The sequence below is a fragment of the Celeribacter indicus genome (genome assembly GCF_000819565.1).
In the GTDB taxonomy this organism is placed as follows: domain Bacteria; phylum Pseudomonadota; class Alphaproteobacteria; order Rhodobacterales; family Rhodobacteraceae; genus Celeribacter; species Celeribacter indicus.
Map to the genome: position 1 here is coordinate 996823 of NZ_CP004393.1, position 18824 is coordinate 1015646.

Consider the following 18824-nt stretch of genomic DNA (forward strand, 5'->3'; position numbering starts at 1 on the left):
GTCAGACCTCGGCCTCTACGGCACTGCGAACTGCCGAAATGAGTGCATTGAAGCTCTCCACATTGAGAGGCTGTCCTTGCAGGAAGAAGGTCGGGGTCGCGCGAACGCCGAGGGTTTCGATATCCGCACGATCCTGGTTGAGGATCGCCACCGTGCCAGGGGCGCGAGTCTCGATATCCCGGTTGGCAATGTTCAGCCCTGCCTGCGCCGCTGCCGCCCAGGCAATATCGAGGTTTGGCCCGTCGTGCAGCGCCCAGTTCGGCTGGGTTTCCAGCAGGATGTTCAGCACCGGCTCGAACAGGTTCTGACGGCGCGCAGCTTCGAGAATGGCCACCGCCTCGTCCGATCCCTGATGGAAGGCCGCATAGCGCATGACGATGCGCAGATCATTCGGGAACTCATCGCGCAATTGTTTGAGCACAGGATGGAAGGCGCGGCAGGCCTCGCAGGACGGGTCGAAGAATTCGACGAGCGTGACCTTTGCATCCGACGGGCCAAGCACGGGGGCAGCCGGGCGCAGCAGGACCGAGTTCAGATCCGGCACGGCTGCTGCGCGGGCCGCAGCCTCGGCTGCCGCCTCGCGAGCCCGCTGATCGCGGATATACCAGCTGCCACCTGCAAAGGCGGCAAGGCCAAGGGCGCTGGCACCGAGAAGAAGAGTGCGGCGGTTCATCGGGTTTCTCCTTTGGTCAGAGGTGGGCCTTTCGGCGCAAGCAGGATGGCAATCGCGGCGAATGCAGCCAGCGACAGGTATGGGATCGGCAGGCCAAGGATGCTCTGGCCCGTGCGGTCGGTGCAGGAGGGACCGTTTTGCGTGCAGGGCACCAGTGGCTCGGCGATCAGCCCGGCATAGAGCCCGGAATGATAGCCCGCGATGACAAGACCGATGAGAGCCAGCGGCAGGGCATAGAGCCGCCCCCTCGGGTCATCGGACCAGAGCGCCATGCCCAGCACCGCCACCAGCGGGAACATGGCGATGCGCTGGTACCAGCAGAGCGTGCAGGGCATCTGGCCCAGCACTTCACCGATGAACAGCGCCGACAGCGTGGCCGTCAGCGCGATCAGGAAAGCCAGCGTCTGGCGCGTTGCGAGGTCAGGCATTTTTCGCCTCCTTCGAGCCCCGGAACCCGGCGAAAAGGATCGCCACGACGCCGAGGAAAATCGCGATATCCGCACCGTTGAAGGTGGGCCAGTGCCAGTCCCGCCAGTAGAAATCCAGAAAATCTGTCACAGCGCCCTGGCGCAGCCTGTCAAGGATATTGCCCGCCGATCCGCCGGTGATCAGGGCGAAACCAGCGGCCTCCAGGGGTAGTTTCGCGCGCAGGCCCATCCAGGCAAGGCCCAGTGTCAGCACCCCGGTCAGCGCCGCCATCAAAAGCGGCGTATTGGCCATGATTCCCGAGAGCATTCCGAAACTCGCGCCGGTGTTGAAGCCCAGCGTCAGGTTGAAGCCCGGCAGGACCGGCACCGGCTGGAAGGGCGTCAGCCAGGCGAGCGCCATCCCCTTGGTGATCTGGTCGATCGTGAGCGCCAACAGCACAAAGCCAAAAAACAGAACTCTGCTCATGTTCTCTGACCCTTTACAAAGCCAATCCAGCGCGGCACGCGGGCCATGTAGCGGGCATAGCTCTCGCCATGGGTCGCCAGCAGAACAGATTCCTCGCTGCGGATCTGGATGCTGGCAGACCAGACCATCAGAACCGGCGCGACCAGGGTGGGCAGGCAGGGGACAGCAAGGGCCATCCCGGCCAGCACCATCGCCTGCCCGAGAAAGGTCGGGTTGCGAGACAGGCCGAACAGGCCCGTCGTCACCAGCGCCCCGGCCTGACCGGACTGGACTCCAACCCGCCATGACGCACCCATCCCCGATTGCGCCAGCAGCGCAAGCCCGGTGCCCAGCCATGCCAACGAGGCACCTGCTGCGCCGAGCAATGGCAGTCCGGTCTCGCTCCAGAGCGGATCGGTCTTGTGCAGGAGGGGCAAGGCCATCCACAGCAAAGGCCCGAGAAAGGCGAGCACGAAGGCGGCGCGAAACCCGAAAGCTGCAAGCCTTTCCCGCCCCTGGGCCGTGGCGAACAGCCAGACCCGTTGTTCTGACGATGCCAATCGCATGGTACCAAGTGCAAACAGGATCAGATAGAAGGAAAGGGCCGCAAAAGCGGCCCAGCCCATGGCTGATGGCATGGATCAGCCCTCCTTCGATGGATCGAAGCGCAACAGGCGGAGGGCGTTCAGCGTCACCAGAACCGTTGCGCCGGTATCGGCGAGGATCGCGATCCAGAGTCCCGTGATCCCGAGAACCGAGGTCACGAGAAACACCGCCTTGAGCCCAAGCGCCAGCACCACATTCTGGCGGATATTGCCCATGGTGGCGCGCGCCAGCCGGATCAGCGCCGGCACATCGACAACCCGGTCCCGCAGGATCGCCGCATCGGCGGTTTCCAGCGCCACATCGGTGCCCGAGCCCATGGCCACGCCAACGCCCGCCTGTTTCAGCGCCGGGGCGTCATTGATGCCGTCGCCGATCATCATCACGCCGCCCTGCGCGACCATTTCACGGATCACGGTCAGCTTGTCTTCCGGCATCATCTCGGCGCGGAAATCCATGCCGAGTTGGTCTGCGATGGCTTCAGCTGTGCGGGGATTATCGCCAGTCAGGATCACAGGCGAGATCCCCATGGCCTTGAGCTGGCGCATTGCATCGGCGGCATCGGTGCGCGGCTCGTCGCGCATGGCGATCAGACCAAGCGGCTGTCCCTCGCGGAACACCGCGACCACGGTCTTGCCCTCGGATTCGAGTTCTGTGGCACGGCGGATATGCTCGCCCGCCAGGCCGCGCACCTCAGAAGCGTGGCGCGGTGAGGAAACCCAGGCTTTGGCACCACCGACCAGAGCCTCGACCCCCTTGCCGACCATGGCGCGGGCATCACGCGCAGGCAACGCCTCGACCCCCGCCGCCTCAGCGCGTTTCAGGATCGCCAGCGCCAGCGGATGCGACGATCCGGTTTCCACGCCTGCCGCGACCGCCAGCAGATCGCTTTCCGCGACATCGGGGGCGGTGACGACATCCGTCACGCGCGGCTTGCCATGGGTCAGGGTGCCGGTCTTGTCGAAAGCGATGCGGCTGACATGGGCGGCGGCCTCGATCACCGCGCCGCCCTTCATCAACAGGCCCTTCCTTGCGCCCGACGACAGGGCAGAGGCGATGGAGGCCGGGACCGAAATCACCAGCGCACAGGGGCAGCCGATTAGCAAAAGCGCGAGGCCGCGATAGACCCAGGTATCCCAGTCGGCGCCCATGGCCAGCGGCGGGATCAGGATCACCAGCGCCGAGACGGCGACAATGGCGGGCATGTACCAACGCGAGAACCGGTCGATGAACCGCTCGGTCGGCGCGCGGGCCTCCTCGGCCTCTTCGACCAGTTGGATGATGCGGCTGATTGTGTTGTCGGCGGCAGCTTTGGTCACCGTGATGCGCAGCACGGCTTCGGTATTGATCGAGCCGGCGAAGACATTTTCACCCGGCCCGCGCGTGACCGGCACGCTTTCGCCGGTGACGGGGCTTTCATCGATGCCAGAGGTGCCCTCGGCGATCTCGCCATCCGCCGGAATGCGGTCCCCCGGGCGCACCAGAACACGTTGATTGATCTGCAGGCTTTCGGCGGACACTTCGCGGGTCTTGCCGTTTTCCTCGAGAAGCGCAGTTTTCGGCACCAGACTGGCCAGCGCGCGGATGCTGTCGCGCGCCTTGCCGGCGGCCACACCCTCCAGCACCTCACCCACAGCAAACAGGAATACGACCAGCGCCGCCTCTTCCGCCGCGCCGATGAACAGCGCGCCCACGGCGGCGATGGTCATCAGGCTTTCGATGGTGAAGGGCTGGCCAAGGCGCAGTGCCTCGAACGCACGTTTGGCGACTGGCGCGACCCCGATCACACAGGCAAGCGTAAAGGCCCAATAGCCCCATTCGGTTGAGGTCAGCAGTTCAAAGATCCATGCCGCAGCCAACAGGATGCCGGTAAAGATCACCAACTGGCCCTTTTTCGTCTGATACCAGCTTTTGCCGCGATCTGCCGGATCGTAATGCACATGGCCCGGGCTGCCATGGCCGCTGTCGGACACGACCGCATTTTCCGCTTTGCTGTGAGACCGGCCTGCATGGTCATGTTCGTGGGCAGAATGATCATGGCCCGAATTGTCATGATCACTGTGGTCATGCCCTGCATGATCGTGATCGTCGTGGTCATGGCCCTTGCAATCGGGGCCATGCACATGGGCGGGTTTGGTACTTTCGGGCAGCACGAAGGTCTTCTTGCCCTCGGGTTTCTGGCCACGTGGAACGATGCCGAACCCGAGCCGTTTGACGATGCCCTCGATCTCGGACGTGTCCGTCGTGCCCGGCACAAGATTGAGCGACAGCCGCTCGGTCATCAGCGCGACCCTAACCTCGCTGACCCCGGGCAGTTTCTCGACCGCTTTCGTCACCTTGACGGTGCAGGAGGCGCAATCCATCCCGCTGACCGTCCATTCCTGCCGCTTCGGCTCGCTCATCTCAGTCTCCTGCCCGGAACCCCGGGCCTTCTTTTCACTGATTCGGATTGCTACAACCTCTGGCAACTAGAGGTTCAAGCGATTTCTGACCTCAGTCGAACAGCCGTCGCAGGAAGGAACCATGGTGATCGCGCCGGTCTCTGCCGTGGCCGGAATCATGGCCCGAGTCGTGCCCGTGACCACGCGACCGACCACCGTGATCGCCGTCGCAATCATCACCATACCGGGCGCGCTGATCGTTGCGCGGTGGCTCTGCCCGCCGGGGTGCGGGCATTTCGACCGTGCTGCGCTCGATGATCTTGTCCAACTCACCCCGGTCCAGCCAGACGCCGCGGCATTGCGGGCAATAGTCGATCTCTATGCCCTGGCGGTCAGACATTACCAGATCGACCCGGCAATGGGGACAGGGAAAACCACCACTGCGGCGGGAGGGTTCGGATGCAAAAACAGGGTCCATGTTGCGCCTATTCGAAAGTCCATACCCGTCATGCGGGCATGGAATTCCTGCATCCTCCAGTAGCTAGAGGTTCAAATCCCGTTTGCGTGAGCAAAGATCACGACGACGTCAGGCGCTAGAGCCCTTCGCCCCGCCAGAGCTCGCCGGGCGGATCGACCTGAACCGTCACGTGATCAATATCGTGACGTGCCTTCAGCCAGTCGGCGACGAGCACGGGAAGCGACAGCGGATCCGTTCCGGGCGCGGGAGTCACATGCACCGTGGCCACAACCGTCTCATCCGTCAGGGTCCAGGCGTGGAAATGCCCGGCCTCGGCCACTTCGGGCAGTTCTTCGGAAAGTTTCGCTTCGGCCTCGCGCGCGTCGAACCCGCGTGGAACCGCCTGCAACAGAACCCGCAGCGAGTCGCGCACCAGCCCCCATGCCGAGCGCACCACCAGCACAGAGACCAGCACCGACAGGAGCGGGTCAAGGACTGTCCAGCCCGTCAGCATGATGCCGATGGCCGCCGCAATCGCTCCGACCGAGCCCAGCAGGTCGCCGATCACATGCAGCATTGCGCCGCGCAGGTTGCTATCACCCTTACGACCGCGTGACAGGATCCAGACGCCGCCAAGGTTTACGAGGAGGCCGATTGTTGCCACGATCAGCATCGGCCAGGCCATGACCTCAACCGGCGCGTTGAAACGCTGGATCGCTTCCCATGTGATCCAAGCCACCAAAAGGAGCAGAGATGCGCCATTGGCCAGCGCTGCCAGCACACGCACCCGGTGAAAACCGTAGGTGCGCGTGCCGTCCGCCGGGCGTCGCGCGACTCGATAGGCGATCAATGCCAGAAGCAGCGCCGCCGCATCTGACACCATATGGCCGGAATCCGCGATGAGCGCGAGCGAGCCGGAAATCCAGCCACCCACCGCCTGTATGGCTGCGTAAGATGCGGTGAAGAAAAATACAAAGCGAATGCGCCGTTCGTTATCGGCCGTCACGACCTCGGCGTGATCGTGGCCATCATTCGGGCCGTGGGCCGCGGGATCCGATCCAGAGGTGCTCATCTTAATTCTCCTGCGTCCCATCAGCGGGTTGGCTTCTGATGAATCATCCTATGACACCTCTAGTAACTATAGGTGCAAGGAAAAACCTCGCGGGCGCAATCTGCTCAACCGGACGCGACCAGAGCAGTCTGGCCCGATGGCGCAACAGCCCGAACAATTCGCCGTCATTGTCAGCACCGCGTAAGTGGCTGAGAGGGTTGTGTTTCAGGGAAGCAAGGCGGATGAGACAAGAAAGGTCGGCAGCTGCCCGCAAACTGCGAGCAGCGCCTTACCCCGCATGACGGTCGGTTCTCATCCTTCCGGTGTGCCGGAATGACGGCGATCCTCGCTCATTTCAAACCACATCGCATTGATGACTGCGAACATCGCTGCCACCGGCAGCCCGAGCATCCAGGCGAAATACCACATTTCAGAGCTCCTTCCGGGTTAATAGGCATTGGGATTTTTTGTCAGCTCGTCAGCGCCGACCTTGCCCCAGAGCACCCGGTAAACCCAGGCGGTATAGGCCAGAATGACAGGCATGAAGATCAGCGTGGCCCCGAGCATGATGAACAGGGTCTGGTGCGACGAGGAGGCATTCCAGACGGTCAGCGAGGAATTCGGATCCAGCGAGGATGGCAGGATGAACGGAAACATCGTCAGCCCGACGGTCGAGATGACCCCGAGAATGCCCAGCTTGGAGGCGAGCAGCGACCAGCCGCCGGCCCCGCGCGACAGGCCGAAGGCGGCCAGAGCGATACCGATCACCCCCAGCACCGGCGCAACCGCGATCCAGGGCCGGATCTGATAGGTTGCAAGCCAGGAGCCTCCCCGCGCCATCGCAGTCAGATGCGGGTTTGACGGGCCTGCGGGATCAACAACGCCAACATAGTGATAGGCCGGAATCCCGACCGCCAGCCAGAGACCGGCCACCAGGAACCCAAGGATCGCAATCGCCCCGGTGACAACCCCGATCCGGCGTGCCCGGACCGCGACCATGCCTTCCGCCTTGAACGAAAGCCAGGCCGCGCCATGGGTAATCAGCATGGTCAGGCTGACCATGCCAACCAGCAGCGCGAACGGATTAAGCAGCGCGAGCAGCTTCATCAGCGCATTGCCGGGGTAAAGCGGCACCATCATCTCGGTCAGTTGGAAGGGCACGCCCTGCAGCGCATTGCCGACCGCGATGCCAAAGGTCAGCGCCGGAACCGCGCCGCCGATGAACAGCGCCCAGTCCCAGCGGGTCCGCCATTTCGGGTCCTCTTTCTTGTTGCGGTACTTGAACCCGACAGGCCGCAGGATCAGGGCCGCAAGGATCAGGAACATCGCAAGATAGAACCCCGAGAAGCTGACCGCATAAAGCGGCGGCCAGGCGGCGAACATCGCGCCGCCGCCAAGGATCAGCCAGACTTGGTTGCCCTCCCAGACCGGGCCGATGGTGTTGATTGCGATGCGCCTCTCGACATCGGTGCGGGCCGCAAAGGGCAACAGCGCGCCAACCCCCATGTCAAAGCCATCGGTCATCGCAAAGCCGATCAGGAGGAACCCCATCAGCCCCCACCAGATCAGACGCAGCATCTCGTAGCTGATAAATTCATGCAGGATCATGCTCGGGTCACTCCGCTGGCTTGATATCGGTGGCAAGCACGCCGGAAAGGCGGGCCTGATGCGCTTTGTTCCAGGCGTCGGTTTCTACCGCATCCTGCACCGGGCCTTTGCGGATCGCGGCCAGCATCAGCCGGACCTCGATCACCAGAAGCACGGTGTAAAGCGCGACGAAGCCCGCCAGCGTGATCAGAAGATCTGCGACAGACAGGCGGCTTGCCGACAGGAAGGTCGGAAGCAGACCATCCACCGTCCAGGGCTGGCGCCCGAACTCGGCCACGAACCAGCCGGCCTCGATGGCGATCCAGGGCACCGGGATCATCAGGACCGCGCCGCGCAGGACCCACGTGGGATAGCGCCCCTGGCGGAAATTGGTGCGCCAGAACATGTAGGCCAGGAAGCCGAGCATCAGGAAACCCGCGCCGACCATGATGCGGAAGGACCAGAAGAGCGGCCAGACCGTCGGGATCGTATCTGCAGCGGCCTGGGCGATCTGTGCCTCGGTGGCGTCGCGCGGATCCTCGACATAGCGCATCAGCAGCATACCGTAGCCTAGGTTGCCGCCGTTCGCCTCGAAGGTTTCGCGCACCTCGGGCGGCGTAGCCGCACGCTGGGTGCGAATGGTCTGGAGTGCGTCCCAGGCGATGATGCCGGAGCGGACACGCTCCTCGGACTCCTTCACCAGATCTTCGATGCCGGCAATTTCCTCGGTCAGGGACCGAGTGCCGATCAGCCCCATCACATAGGGAACATGCACCGCATAGCGCGTCTCGCGCGCCTCCTGGTCGGGCAGACCGAAAAGCGTGAAGGATGCGGGGGCTGCCTGCGTTTCCCACATGCCCTCCATCGCGGCCAGCTTCATGCGTTGCGCATGGGTGGTCTCGTAGCCGCTTTCATCCCCCAGAACGATCACCGCCATGACAGAGGCCAGACCGAAAGAGCAGGCCACCGTGATCGACCGCCGCGCCAGTTCGGTGTGGCGCCCCTTGAGCAGGAACCAGCTTGAAACCCCGATGACGAAGATCGAGGCAGCGACATAGCCCGCGCTGACGGTATGGACGAATTTCGCCTGGGCGACCGGGTTGAAGATGACCTCAAAGAAGCTTTCGATCTCCATCCGCATCGTATCGGGGTTGAACACCGCACCGACCGGGTTCTGCATCCAGCCATTGGCGATCAGGATCCACAGCGCCGAGAAATTGCTGCCGATCGCCACGCACCAGGCCACGATGCAATGGGCGCGGGCCGAAAGCCGGTCCCAGCCGAAGAACCAGAGGCCCACAAAGGTCGCCTCAAGGAAAAAGGCCATCAGCCCTTCCAGCGCCAGCGGAGCCCCGAACACATCGCCGACATAGACGCTGTAATAGCTCCAGTTCATGCCGAACTGGAATTCCATCGTGATCCCGGTGGCGACGCCCAGCACGAAATTGATGCCGAAAAGCGTGCCCCAGAATTTCGTCATCTGCCGCCATATGGGGCGGCGGGTCATGACATAGACCGTCTCCATGATCGCCACGAGCAGCGAGAGGCCAAGCGTCAGCGGCACGAAGATGAAGTGATACATGGCCGTCACGGCGAATTGCAGTCGTGACAGATCAACGACATCAATTTCCATCAGTGGCCTCCTTTCTGAAGGGGGCGGTGCCCCGGACTGTGATGTGGGGAAGGGGTGGCGCGGCTGGTGGCATCTGACTGTCACGGTCAGCCGGTGGCAGTTGCAGGCGCCGGTCGGCACCGGCCAGATCGCTTTCGCGATGCGAGACGAGAATGATCCCCGACCGGGGCAGACAGGCGCGCAGCCCCTGCAGGACAGACGCCGCATTAGCCGGGTCCAGCCCCTCGGTCGGTTCGTCGATCAGAAGGAGGTCCGGCTGCCGCAACAGCGCGCGCGCTAGCGCGAGACGCCGGGTCTCGCCGCCCGAAAGGCCCGCGCCACGCTCGCCCAATTGCCGCACGAGCCCTTCGGGCGTCGTAAGAAAATGCGACAGGGCCACAGCCTGCATCACCGCCGCAAGTGCCGCGTCATCGGCCTGCGGATCGGCAATGCGGAGATTGTTGGCCAGCGATCCGGCGATCAGCGCGGGCCGCTGCGGCACCAGCGTCAGCCGGGCGCGCAGATCGGATTCGGGCCATTCGCACAGATCGCGGCCCAGAAGGGTGATCTCGCCCGGCTTTGACGCGGCTGCTCCGGCCAACATTGCCAGAAGGGTGGATTTGCCCGCGCCCGATGGCGCATGGATCGCCAGTGTTTCGCCAGGGTACAGCGTGAAATCCAGAGGCGCGCTCAGCTCCCTGCCGCTGCCATGGGCGCGCACGACAAGCTTGTTGACGGTCAGGAGTGCTGCGCCGGGGCGAAGGGGTGCCGGCATCTCCGCCGTCGCCGGTTGGGCATCCGGAACCCGCCGCGCAAGATTGCGGGCCGCAAGTTCTATCCGACCCCGCTCGGACCAGCCACGCCACAACAGCCGAAGGCATTCGGTCAGGGCAAGATTGATCAGGATCACCGTCAGCAGCAGCGCCGGCGAAAGGCTGCCCCCTAGGATCAGCGTCGCGGCAATCGCCATGCTCGGCGTGAGGTGCATCACCACCCCCGCCAGACGACCCATCAGATCCTGACCGCTGCGCGCCAGAGCCGCGTGGGCGATCGCCGCCTTTGTCTGGTCAAGCCCCTGCGGCAGCAGCCCCTGCATCAGCAGATCGCCGCGCAGCGCCAGCAGCCCAGCCGAGCGTGACCGGATCGCCTGCAAAGCCGCCTCTTCCCGACGGGCCTGGGCGCGCTGTCCGGCCCCGGCCAGCCGCGCAAGGCACAGGATTCCCATCGCCCAGATGGCCGCCAAGGCCCCGGCAAGCGCCCCGCCGCCGATGATCCAGATCACCGCCAGCCCGACCAGCAGCGACAGCGCCGCCGCAATCGTCGGGAAGACCAGACGGATCAGCAGCCCTTCAAGCGCCTCCACATCGGCGGTCAGCCGGTTAAGCATCTGCGCCGAATGGCGCCGCGCCAGCGTAGGAAGCGGCACAGCGGAAAGATCACGGAACAGCCGCAGCCGCAGCCGTTCCAGCGCCCGCAGCGTAGCATCATGCCCCAGCAGCCGCTCGCCATAGCGCGAGGCGGCGCGGATCAGCGTCAGCGTTCGGATGCCACCCGAGGGGCGCAGAAAATCGAAGACAAGGCCAAGCCCGGCCGCACCCGCCATCGCGGATGCGGTGATGAACCATCCCGAGAGGCCCAGAAGGGCGGCCCCCGCAAGCGGCACCATCGCCGCTAGAACGGCCGCGCGCCGCAAATGACGACCATTGCCCGCGTTCATTTCCCGGATGACGGCGGCAAGATGTCTCATGCAGCCTCCCTCCCGGCCCGCAGCGCGATGACGTGATCCATCGCCCCGATCAGCCGCGCGTCATGTGTCGCGATCAGCAGCGCGCTGCCCAATTCGCGCAGTGCCAGAAGCGCCCCGGTAATCTCTTGCGCGGAGGTCGCGTCCAGATCCGCAGTCGGCTCATCCGCCAGCAGAAGCGTCGGGGGGGCAAGCAGCGCGCGGGCGATCATCAGCCTGCGCGCCTCACCGCCCGAGACACCGCCGCCGGTCTCGCCAAGACGGGTGCCAAGGCCCTGCGGCAGCGCGGCCAGGACATGACCGGCGCGCGCGCGATGCAGCGCCTCGGTCAGGGTGTCGTCAGTGGCATCCGGTGCGGCAAGGCGCAGCCAGCGGCGCAGGCTCATCGCCGGAAAGCGCGGCTGTTGCGGCAGCCAGCCTATTGCACCGCGCAGACCTGTAGCTGTCGCGTCCGAGAGACGGATATCGCCATAGCGGATGGTGCCGGACAGGGCCGGGCGCAGTCCCGCAAGCGTGCCGAGCAATGTGGTCTTTCCGATCCCGCTTGGCCCCGTGACCGCCGTGGCCGTCCGGGGCAACAGGCATCCGTCCGGCACAGCAATCGCAGCATCCTGCCCGGGCGAAATTACCAGCCCTTGCCAGCGCAGCGGCAAGGGCCTGTCGCAGCGGGCAGGAGGGGCTGCGCCCTCGCCCAGGATGCGCGGCCCCTCCTGCGCCAGAGCGGCCCGCGCCTCGTCCATCACCGCCATTGCCGCCGCCCGATCATGCCAGGACGCTGCCAGATCCCGCATCGGCTGATAAAACTCCGGCACGATCAGCAGAACGAAGATCGCCCCGAAGGCGCTGATCTGTCCGCCCCACCCGCCCCAGGACACCAGCCCAAGAAGCGAGACCCCCATCTGCACCGCGACCAGCGCCACCCCGAGCGAGGCCATCAGCTCCAGCACCGTCGAGGACAGGAAGGCAAGGCGCAGAACCTTCATCACCCGTTCGCGCAGATCAGTGGCGCGGGTTTCCAGATCGGCTCCGGCCTGGCCCACGGCGCCCAGAAACCGCAAGTCGGCAAGGGCCGCGATGCGGTCCATCAGCAGCCGGTTCAGCGCCCCCGCTTCGACCAGATGATCACGCGAGGCCGCCTGCGCCGCATAGCCGATCAACATCATGAAGACCGGGATCAGCGGCCCTGTGACCGCAAGTGCCAGCGCCGCTGTCCAGCTCTGGCTGGCGACCAGCCCCAGGATCACCAACGGCACGATCCGGGCACGGGCCATGGCGGGCAGGAACTTCTCCAGCCAGGGGCGCAGCATAGCCGCTTTCTCGCCCATCAAAGCTGCCTGTGCGGCCGCATCCTCGCCCGGTCCCGAGGGGGAGCGCCAGACCGCCGCCTCCAGCAGCTGCAATCGCAGATCGGCAATGCTGCGCGATGCCTCGACCTGCGCCGCCGCTTCGGCCCGCCAGTCCAGACCCGCGCGCACCCCGCTGAGCAGGATGAACAGCAGCGCCGCATACCAGGCCGGCACCTCGCCCGCGATCAGATCCGATATGGCCCAAGCGATCAGCGCCGCCTGCACCGGCCAGACAAGCACGGACAAAATAGAAAGGATTGCGGCCCTCCGCAGTGCCGGAGATCCGTCCAGCCTTGCAAGCGTACGGCTTCCATGCCGAGTGGATCGGTTAACAGTCATGAGTTGTCCGCATGGTTCATCAGAGCGACCACTTCAAAAGTGGCCACATGCTGGTTCTGCCCAAATAACTCATCTGATCTGCAGGATTTGACGATTGGACATTATGTCTCTGACAATTCGCCGCAGCAGCCAAAGTTCAATTTAACGCGACCTCAAAACTCCAGGGAAACGATCAAGGTCTTGGGCTGAATTTCACCAAGCCAGCTCATAAAATTTTCAGCGCTATGGTGGCCAAGCATTCTGAGCATCCAAACCAATGCCTCGAGCCTGCGCCCTACATGACAAGTCGCAAAGTCTGACTGGAGGCTAGAAGCCGTCAGCAGTTGACCTCTGGGCTCTGTTGCGAATAACTTGCAACTGCAAATCATTCGCAACAGAGTCGCCATGACAGTCAAGGCCCCCACTCCACGCTTCCAACCGTCCGAAGGCTGGCGCAGCCAAAGCCCGATGCCCTCGCTGTCCGAGGTCTATGGCTCGGTCGTGGTGCCGCAGGGGCGCACGCCTTGGCGGCGGTTTATGGCCTTTGTCGGGCCGGGCTATCTGGTCGCCGTAGGCTACATGGACCCAGGCAACTGGGCCACCTCGCTGGCTGGCGGGGCGAAATTCGGCTATACGCTGCTGTTCGTTGCGCTGTTGTCGAACATCATGGCGATCCTGCTGCAATCCTTGTGCGCGCGGCTTGCCATCGGGTCGGGGCGCGATCTGGCGCAGGCCTGCCGCGACGCCTTTCCGTCCTGGGTCTCCTGGCCGCTCTGGCTCTTTGCCGAAGCCGCGATCATCGCCACCGATCTGGCCGAGGTGATCGGCGTCGCCATCGGCCTGAACCTGCTGTTCGGCATCCCGCTGGAGATCGGGGTGTTCCTGACTGCCGTCGACGTGTTCCTGATCCTCTGGCTGCAAAACCGCGGCTTTCGTTGGGTCGAGGCCTTTGTCATCACGCTGCTTGTGGTGATTTCGGCCTGTTTCTTCGTGCAGATCGCCATGGCCGACCCGGACTGGAATGCGGTGATCATAGGTTTTGCCCCTTCGGTCGAGATCGCGACCAACCCCGAAATGCTATATCTTGCGCTTGGCATCATCGGGGCAACGGTGATGCCGCATAACCTCTATCTGCATTCGGGCATCGTGCAGACACGTAACTGGGGCACCGCCCCCGACGCACGGCATCAGGCGCTGCGCATGGCGACATGGGATTCCACCATCGCGCTGATGCTGGCGCTGGTGATCAACGCCTCGATCCTGATCCTGGCGGCGGCCACCTTCCACTCAACCGGCAATACCGAGATCGTCGAGATAGATCAGGCCCATGCGCTGTTGGCCCCGCTTCTGGGTGGATCACTGGCGCCGACGCTGTTCGGTATTGCACTTCTGTGCTCGGGGCTGAACGCCACGGTGACTGCGACCATGGCTGGGCAGATCGTGATGGAGGGCTTCATCAATTTCCGCATCAGCCCGGTTCTCAGGCGGCTTATCACCCGCTCCATCGCCATCGTGCCGGCAGTGCTGGTTATCCTGATCTGGGGCAGCGCCGAGATGGGGCGACTTCTGATCCTCAGCCAGGTGGTACTGAGCTTTCAGTTGCCCTTTGCCATCGTGCCGCTGGTCATGTTCACCGCCAGCCGGAAGAAGATGGGCGATCTGGTTGCGCCGCTTTGGCTGACCTCACTATGCGCCGTGATCGCCGTCACCATTATCTGGCTGAATCTCAACCTGCTGACATCCATCGCCGGGGGCTGAACAGGAACCGTTGAGACCTTCGAATAGGTTGGGCAGGATTCTTTGTCTATTGGGTCTGGAATGAGCGGCACTGGCCAATCGCCTCCTGCTCACGAAGCCTCATATTCCTGTGAGGGCAGACGTCCAGCCACATATTGGTCTTGAACCTCAAGTAGCTAGAGGTCCTATCACCCCCGAAATAACCCACCTTCCGACCGGCCGCCTTAAAGGCAGGCTGCTGGTTCACTGTCCCGTCTCTGTGTCGGCACAGAAGCGCCGATACTGCGAAAGGACCGAGAACCGTGAGCACTGAGAGAAGACCCAGATTGCGCTCTGGTGCGTCCCGTCGACACATTCTTGGAATGATGGCGGGAAGCGGGTTGATGGGGTTGGTGCCTCGGCAGGTGTTTGCGCAAGGATTCCCGGCTTTCAGCTTTGCATTGGCAGAAAGTGTCTCCAATGACCCCGGGCTGGCAACCTTTTACCGGGAGACCAACTATGCACCGGTCTGGACCGGTTCCGAGCATGCTGCGCGCAGATCGGCGCTTGTTACCGCCCTGTCGCAGGCGGGAAATCACGGATTGCCAACAGATAGCTACGATCTGGAGGGCCTTATCACTGCTTACCGCGAGGTTTCGAGCGAACGGGACAGGGCAAGGCTGGAAGCGCGGACCTCCAGCCTTTTCGTGCAATATGCCAAAGACATCAGCAGCGGTGTTCTGGAACCCATCCGGATCATCCCGCAGATCGTTCGCACCCTTCCCCGGCCCGATGTGGCGGAGCTGATGCACGGGTTCGTGGCTGCCGAGCCCACGATGTTCATGCAAAGTCTGGTGCCAACCTGCCCCGAATATTCCCGCCTGCTGCGCGCGATCTACCAACTGAAGGAACGTATCGCCGGTGGAGGCTGGGGACCGCAGATCACCGCCCGCAGGCTCGGACCCGGCGATACAGGCGAATCCGTGGTGATCCTGCGCAATCGCCTGATCGAGATGGGATATCTGCCCCGCACTGCAACGGCGTCCTACGATCACCGCATTCAGGCCGCCGTTGCCGCCTTTCAGCGTTTCCACGCGCTTGCGCCCAACGGTATCGCCGATGAGGCCACGCAGGACGAAATCAACCTATCTGCCGATGCGCGCCTGCGGTCCCTGACTGTAGCCCTCGAACGCGAACGCTGGCTCAATGTGCCGCGCGGACAGCGTCACATCTGGGTAAACCTTGCCGATTTTACCACCCAGATCATGGACAACGATCTGGTGACACTGGACACGGTATCGATCATCGGCAGTCGGCCGGATGACATGCAGACACCAGAGTTCTCGCACGAGATGTCCTATTTGGAGGTCAACCCCGATTGGACCCTGCCGCGCTCGATCATTGCGCGCACCTATTGGAACAGCCTCTCAGCGGGTGGGGCAAGGCAGCTGGAGGTCATTGACAGCGCAGGCCGTGTCGTGCCGCGCAGTTCGATTGATTTCTCACGCTATACGCCGCGCAATTTCCCCTACAGCCTGCGGCAGGCACCGGGGCCGACCAATCCACTTGGAACGGTCAAATTCATGTTTCCCAACCCTTGGGCGATCTATCTCCACGACAGCCCGGAACGAAACCTGTTCGACAACACGCTGCGCGCCTATTCCGCCGGCTGCATCCGGCTGCAAAGACCACACGATTTCGCCTATGAACTCCTGTCGCGCCAGACCGATGACCCAGTGGGCCTATTCCAGTCGACGCTTCGAAGCCAGCGGCAAACCCGGATCCAACTGGCCGAACATGTCCCGGTTCATCTCGAATACCGGACGGCGTTCACCGATGCCCGCGGCGGGGTTCACTTCCGCAAGGATGTCTATGGCCGCGATGCCCGGCTCTATGAGGCGCTGGATCGGGCGGGTGCTGTTTTCAGGATGAGTTGACAGCACCCGAACCCGCCACACCCAAGATCTAAATTTCACTAACAAACCAAGGACATCCTGCCAGATGACCAACACCAAAAATACGATCGCATTGCTCTTAGCCCTTCTGGCGGGCCCACTTCACGCCGAGGCAATTCCAGCAACAGATACCGACACCCCGTCCGTCGTGACAACGACCACCAGCGAAGCTGTTATCGCAGTGGGTGACTCTCTGGACCGGGTTCTTGCGCGCAGCGGTATTCTGCCGGCCAATCGTTTAGAAGCTGCCTTGGCGCTTGAGGGCGTCTATGATCTCCGAGACTTGCGACCAGGAGATTTGCTGCGCTGGACCACTCAGGCAGGCGATTCCAGTCGGCTTTCCAGCCTTCAGCTTTTGGTCAGCAATGGGGTGGAAGTATCGCTGTCCTTCACTGATGCGGTCGAGGCCGTAAGACTCGAGCCTGAGGTCACGACACAGGATCGTCAGGAGGCATTTGTGCTCGATGGCTCGCTCTATGACGCTCTGGTCGCGGCGGATGCTCCGGCGCGCCTTGCTGTCGATTTGACGGCATTGATGGCAGGCCAGGTGGATTTCAGGCGCGATCTGCGCGGTGGCGAGGAATTCGCGCTGGTTTGGCAGGAGGATCGATTGCCCGATGGGAGCCTGGCAGGCGAACCGCGCATGTCATACGCTCGTCTTTCACTCAATGGGCATCAGTTTGAATTGGTCGCCACAGATCCGACAAGTCCGGTCCTGCTCTTCGAGGACGGCGAACTCGTTCAACGAAGCTCGCCACCGATCATGGGCGCCAGATTGTCCTCTGTATTCGGAAATCGCAACCACCCGGTTCTTGGCGGGCGCCGTATGCATACAGGCATAGACTATGCTGCCGCGACCGGAACACCTGTAAGTGCAACCGGAGCCGGGCGGGTTGTCAGGGCCGAAACAATGCGGGGCTACGGATTGACCGTCGATATCGACCATGGAGGAGGCGTAACCACCCGCTACGCCCATCTCTCAGCATTCAACGAAGGAATTGTCCCTGGGGCACGCATCCGTGCCGGAGATCGCATCGGCGCCGTTGGCGCGACAGGTCTCGTGAGCGGCCCTAATCTTCACTATGAGGTTCTGGTCGACGGTCGCCCGGTAGATCCTTTGGAGGAAGAGGTATTGCAGGCCCAGGAATTTGCAAGTGCGGCCGATATTGAAGCTCTTACAAAAGGTCGAGCGGCCACAGGCTATTCGACTGAGCAAGATAGCTGACCGTCATTCCTGAATTAATTGCCCGAAGGCTGACGCATAAAAGGTGAGTGTCCTAAAGTCTGTGTATCTGCGCCGGACCATGCGGTTTCACATACTCAAGCGGCGAAGCGCTCGCCGAACATTATCGCGAACTGGTTGCGGGCCGCAATTCGACAGAAGCAACACGAGTGAGGTCAGATCCCTTGGCCGAAACTTCGCTGCAGAGCTAGCCGAACGTCGGCTTTCGAGGATGCGGCAAAGGAGCATTTGTTGAGCTCGACCGCCGGAAATGAGCCGCGTTCTGCCGACTAATTCAGAATTTGTGGCGGGTGGCGTCAAAGTAGTTCCGCAAACCCGCCAAGCTCTGCCGCCGTGGCGACCAGATCAGTTTGCGTCAGGGTACCGAGATAGTAGTCGACGCTGTAGAGCGGATTCTTCAGCCGGGCGCGCACCTTGCGGACCGAGGCGCAGAGCAGGCCGGGTGCTAGGTGCAGATGGTTGACCAGGAATTCGTCGGGGTGTTGCACATCGATGCTGAAAGGCGTCAGCGCATCGACCGGGAAGTCAACGAGGTTCTGGGTCACGATCACGTCGCAGCGCCCGGTGATGGCGGCGGCCAGCACGTGCCAGTCTTCAGGATCGGGCAAGCTCAGCGTCGCGATCAGTGCGTGGTGCCCCTCGATCAGACTGTCTCGCGTGGCCCGGTCCAGCAGGTCACGGGTGAGGCTTTGGCGACCCTGGTGGTGAACAAGCTGCGCGGTGGCCTGAAGATCGCGGCGGTCAAAGCGCCGGGCTTTGGTGATCGTCGCAAGGCAATGCTGCAGGATATCGCCATCCTCACGGGCGGCACTGCGATCAGCGAGGAACTGGGCATCAAGCTGGAAAACGTCACGCTCGATATGCTCGGCCGTGCGAAGAAGGTCGTCATCGACAAGGACAATACGACCATCGTCGATGGGGCAGGCACCAAGGCCGATATCGAGGCACGCGTCACCCAGATCAGAGCTCAGATCGAGGAAACCACCAGCGACTACGACCGCGAAAAGCTGCAGGAGCGGCTGGCAAAACTCGCAGGCGGCGTTGCGGTGCTCCGTGTTGGCGGTGCGACGGAAGTCGAGGTGAAGGAGAAGAAGGACCGCGTCGACGATGCACTCCACGCGACCCGCGCTGCCGTGGAGGAGGGCATCCTTCCTGGGGGTGGTACGGCGCTGCTGCGTGCGGCGAAGGTTCTGGACAGTATCGCAACCGAGAATGCTGACCAGAAGCACGGCTGAACCGCTCCGGGTTTGCCGGAGGCTGTTTGG

The 18824-nt window shown here is 63.1% G+C and carries 16 protein-coding genes and 1 pseudogene; 4 read left to right on the forward strand and 13 right to left on the reverse strand.

Annotation, left to right across the window (positions count from 1 at the left end; all coding sequences use genetic code 11):
• Position 1 precedes the first annotated feature (1 nt).
• The 12 genes from P73_RS05100 to P73_RS05150 all read right to left on the reverse strand — a co-directional run bounded on the left by P73_RS05100 (position 2) and on the right by P73_RS05150 (position 12567).
• The gene (locus P73_RS05100) at positions 2–673 is read right to left on the reverse strand and encodes a DsbA family protein (RefSeq protein WP_043868747.1); all 672 of its coding nucleotides are present in this window, start codon (positions 671–673) and stop codon (positions 2–4) included.
• Positions 670–1101 carry a disulfide bond formation protein B gene (locus tag P73_RS05105; protein ID WP_043868748.1) on the reverse strand — a complete coding sequence of 144 codons (432 nt, stop codon included), beginning with the start codon at positions 1099–1101 and terminating at the stop codon, positions 670–672. Before P73_RS05105 ends, P73_RS05100 begins: the two co-directional genes overlap by 4 nt.
• The gene (gene lspA / locus P73_RS05110) at positions 1094–1567 is read right to left on the reverse strand and encodes a signal peptidase II (protein WP_043868749.1); all 474 of its coding nucleotides are present in this window, start codon (positions 1565–1567) and stop codon (positions 1094–1096) included. Before lspA ends, P73_RS05105 begins: the two co-directional genes overlap by 8 nt.
• Positions 1564–2184 (reverse strand): methyltransferase family protein, encoded by a 621-nt coding sequence (locus P73_RS05115; protein WP_043868750.1) that lies wholly within the window; start codon positions 2182–2184, stop codon positions 1564–1566. The genes lspA and P73_RS05115 overlap by 4 nt, the downstream gene beginning before the upstream one ends.
• A gap of 3 nt (positions 2185–2187) precedes the next feature.
• Entirely contained in the window at positions 2188–4551 is a 2364-nt protein-coding gene (locus P73_RS05120; RefSeq protein WP_043868751.1) for a heavy metal translocating P-type ATPase, read from the reverse strand.
• A gap of 91 nt (positions 4552–4642) precedes the next feature.
• A complete protein-coding gene (locus P73_RS24785) occupies positions 4643–4930 on the reverse strand; it encodes a TFIIB-type zinc ribbon-containing protein (RefSeq protein WP_202966937.1) in 288 nt (95 codons plus the stop codon).
• A 193-nt stretch (positions 4931–5123) separates the two neighbouring features.
• Entirely contained in the window at positions 5124–6059 is a 936-nt protein-coding gene (locus P73_RS05130) for a cation diffusion facilitator family transporter (RefSeq protein WP_043868753.1), read from the reverse strand.
• Between the two features lie 291 nt (positions 6060–6350).
• Complete coding sequence (gene cydX / locus P73_RS24790; protein WP_074743364.1) at positions 6351–6467, reverse strand: cytochrome bd-I oxidase subunit CydX; 117 nt, start codon at positions 6465–6467, stop codon at positions 6351–6353.
• Positions 6468–6485: 18 nt separating this feature from the next.
• Positions 6486–7646 carry a cytochrome d ubiquinol oxidase subunit II gene (cydB, locus tag P73_RS05135; protein WP_043868754.1) on the reverse strand — a complete coding sequence of 387 codons (1161 nt, stop codon included), beginning with the start codon at positions 7644–7646 and terminating at the stop codon, positions 6486–6488.
• A 7-nt stretch (positions 7647–7653) separates the two neighbouring features.
• Positions 7654–9258 (reverse strand): cytochrome ubiquinol oxidase subunit I, encoded by a 1605-nt coding sequence (locus tag P73_RS05140; RefSeq protein WP_043868755.1) that lies wholly within the window; start codon positions 9256–9258, stop codon positions 7654–7656.
• A complete protein-coding gene (locus P73_RS05145) occupies positions 9248–10984 on the reverse strand; it encodes an amino acid ABC transporter ATP-binding/permease protein (RefSeq protein ID WP_052453042.1) in 1737 nt (578 codons plus the stop codon). The genes P73_RS05140 and P73_RS05145 overlap by 11 nt, the downstream gene beginning before the upstream one ends.
• Positions 10981–12567, reverse strand: a complete 1587-nt coding sequence (locus P73_RS05150; RefSeq protein ID WP_245629269.1) for an ABC transporter ATP-binding protein/permease — start codon at positions 12565–12567, stop codon at positions 10981–10983. Before P73_RS05150 ends, P73_RS05145 begins: the two co-directional genes overlap by 4 nt.
• Positions 12568–13050: 483 nt before the next feature.
• On the opposite strand from P73_RS05150, the gene P73_RS05155 reads away from it, so the two are divergent.
• The 3 genes from P73_RS05155 to P73_RS05170 all read left to right on the forward strand — a co-directional run bounded on the left by P73_RS05155 (position 13051) and on the right by P73_RS05170 (position 17541).
• Positions 13051–14403, forward strand: a complete 1353-nt coding sequence (locus tag P73_RS05155) for an Nramp family divalent metal transporter (protein WP_043868756.1) — start codon at positions 13051–13053, stop codon at positions 14401–14403.
• A 362-nt stretch (positions 14404–14765) separates the two neighbouring features.
• A complete protein-coding gene (locus P73_RS05165) occupies positions 14766–16298 on the forward strand; it encodes a L,D-transpeptidase family protein (protein ID WP_158401912.1) in 1533 nt (510 codons plus the stop codon).
• 64 nt (positions 16299–16362) lie between these two features.
• Complete coding sequence (locus P73_RS05170) at positions 16363–17541, forward strand: M23 family metallopeptidase (protein ID WP_052453045.1); 1179 nt, start codon at positions 16363–16365, stop codon at positions 17539–17541.
• 314 nt (positions 17542–17855) lie between these two features.
• Here P73_RS05170 and P73_RS26305 read toward each other — a convergent pair whose 3' ends face one another.
• A complete protein-coding gene (locus tag P73_RS26305; RefSeq protein ID WP_338032918.1) occupies positions 17856–18233 on the reverse strand; it encodes a PIN domain-containing protein in 378 nt (125 codons plus the stop codon).
• On the opposite strand from P73_RS26305, the pseudogene P73_RS05180 reads away from it, so the two are divergent.
• Positions 18183–18791 (forward strand): annotated as a pseudogene (locus P73_RS05180) (TCP-1/cpn60 chaperonin family protein); the annotation flags it as partial. The gene P73_RS26305 and the pseudogene P73_RS05180 sit on opposite strands and share 51 nt — an antisense overlap.
• Positions 18792–18824 lie beyond the last annotated feature (33 nt).

Excerpts from the sequence above, each read along its gene's own strand:
- P73_RS05100 (WP_043868747.1), bottom strand. The coding sequence starts at position 673 with ATGAACCGCCGCACTCTTCTTCTCGGTGCCAGCGCCCTTGGCCTTGCC.
- P73_RS05105 (WP_043868748.1), bottom strand. The coding sequence starts at position 1,101 with ATGCCTGACCTCGCAACGCGCCAGACGCTGGCTTTCCTGATCGCGCTG.
- lspA (WP_043868749.1), bottom strand. The coding sequence starts at position 1,567 with ATGAGCAGAGTTCTGTTTTTTGGCTTTGTGCTGTTGGCGCTCACGATC.
- P73_RS05115 (WP_043868750.1), bottom strand. The coding sequence starts at position 2,184 with ATGCCATCAGCCATGGGCTGGGCCGCTTTTGCGGCCCTTTCCTTCTAT.
- P73_RS05120 (WP_043868751.1), bottom strand. The coding sequence starts at position 4,551 with ATGAGCGAGCCGAAGCGGCAGGAATGGACGGTCAGCGGGATGGATTGC.
- P73_RS24785 (WP_202966937.1), bottom strand. The coding sequence starts at position 4,930 with ATGTCTGACCGCCAGGGCATAGAGATCGACTATTGCCCGCAATGCCGC.
- P73_RS05130 (WP_043868753.1), bottom strand. The coding sequence starts at position 6,059 with ATGAGCACCTCTGGATCGGATCCCGCGGCCCACGGCCCGAATGATGGC.
- cydX (WP_074743364.1), bottom strand. The coding sequence starts at position 6,467 with ATGTGGTATTTCGCCTGGATGCTCGGGCTGCCGGTGGCAGCGATGTTC.
- cydB (WP_043868754.1), bottom strand. The coding sequence starts at position 7,646 with ATGATCCTGCATGAATTTATCAGCTACGAGATGCTGCGTCTGATCTGG.
- P73_RS05140 (WP_043868755.1), bottom strand. The coding sequence starts at position 9,258 with ATGGAAATTGATGTCGTTGATCTGTCACGACTGCAATTCGCCGTGACG.
- P73_RS05145 (WP_052453042.1), bottom strand. The coding sequence starts at position 10,984 with ATGAGACATCTTGCCGCCGTCATCCGGGAAATGAACGCGGGCAATGGT.
- P73_RS05155 (WP_043868756.1), top strand. The coding sequence starts at position 13,051 with ATGACAGTCAAGGCCCCCACTCCACGCTTCCAACCGTCCGAAGGCTGG.
- P73_RS05165 (WP_158401912.1), top strand. The coding sequence starts at position 14,766 with ATGGGGTTGGTGCCTCGGCAGGTGTTTGCGCAAGGATTCCCGGCTTTC.
- P73_RS05170 (WP_052453045.1), top strand. The coding sequence starts at position 16,363 with ATGACCAACACCAAAAATACGATCGCATTGCTCTTAGCCCTTCTGGCG.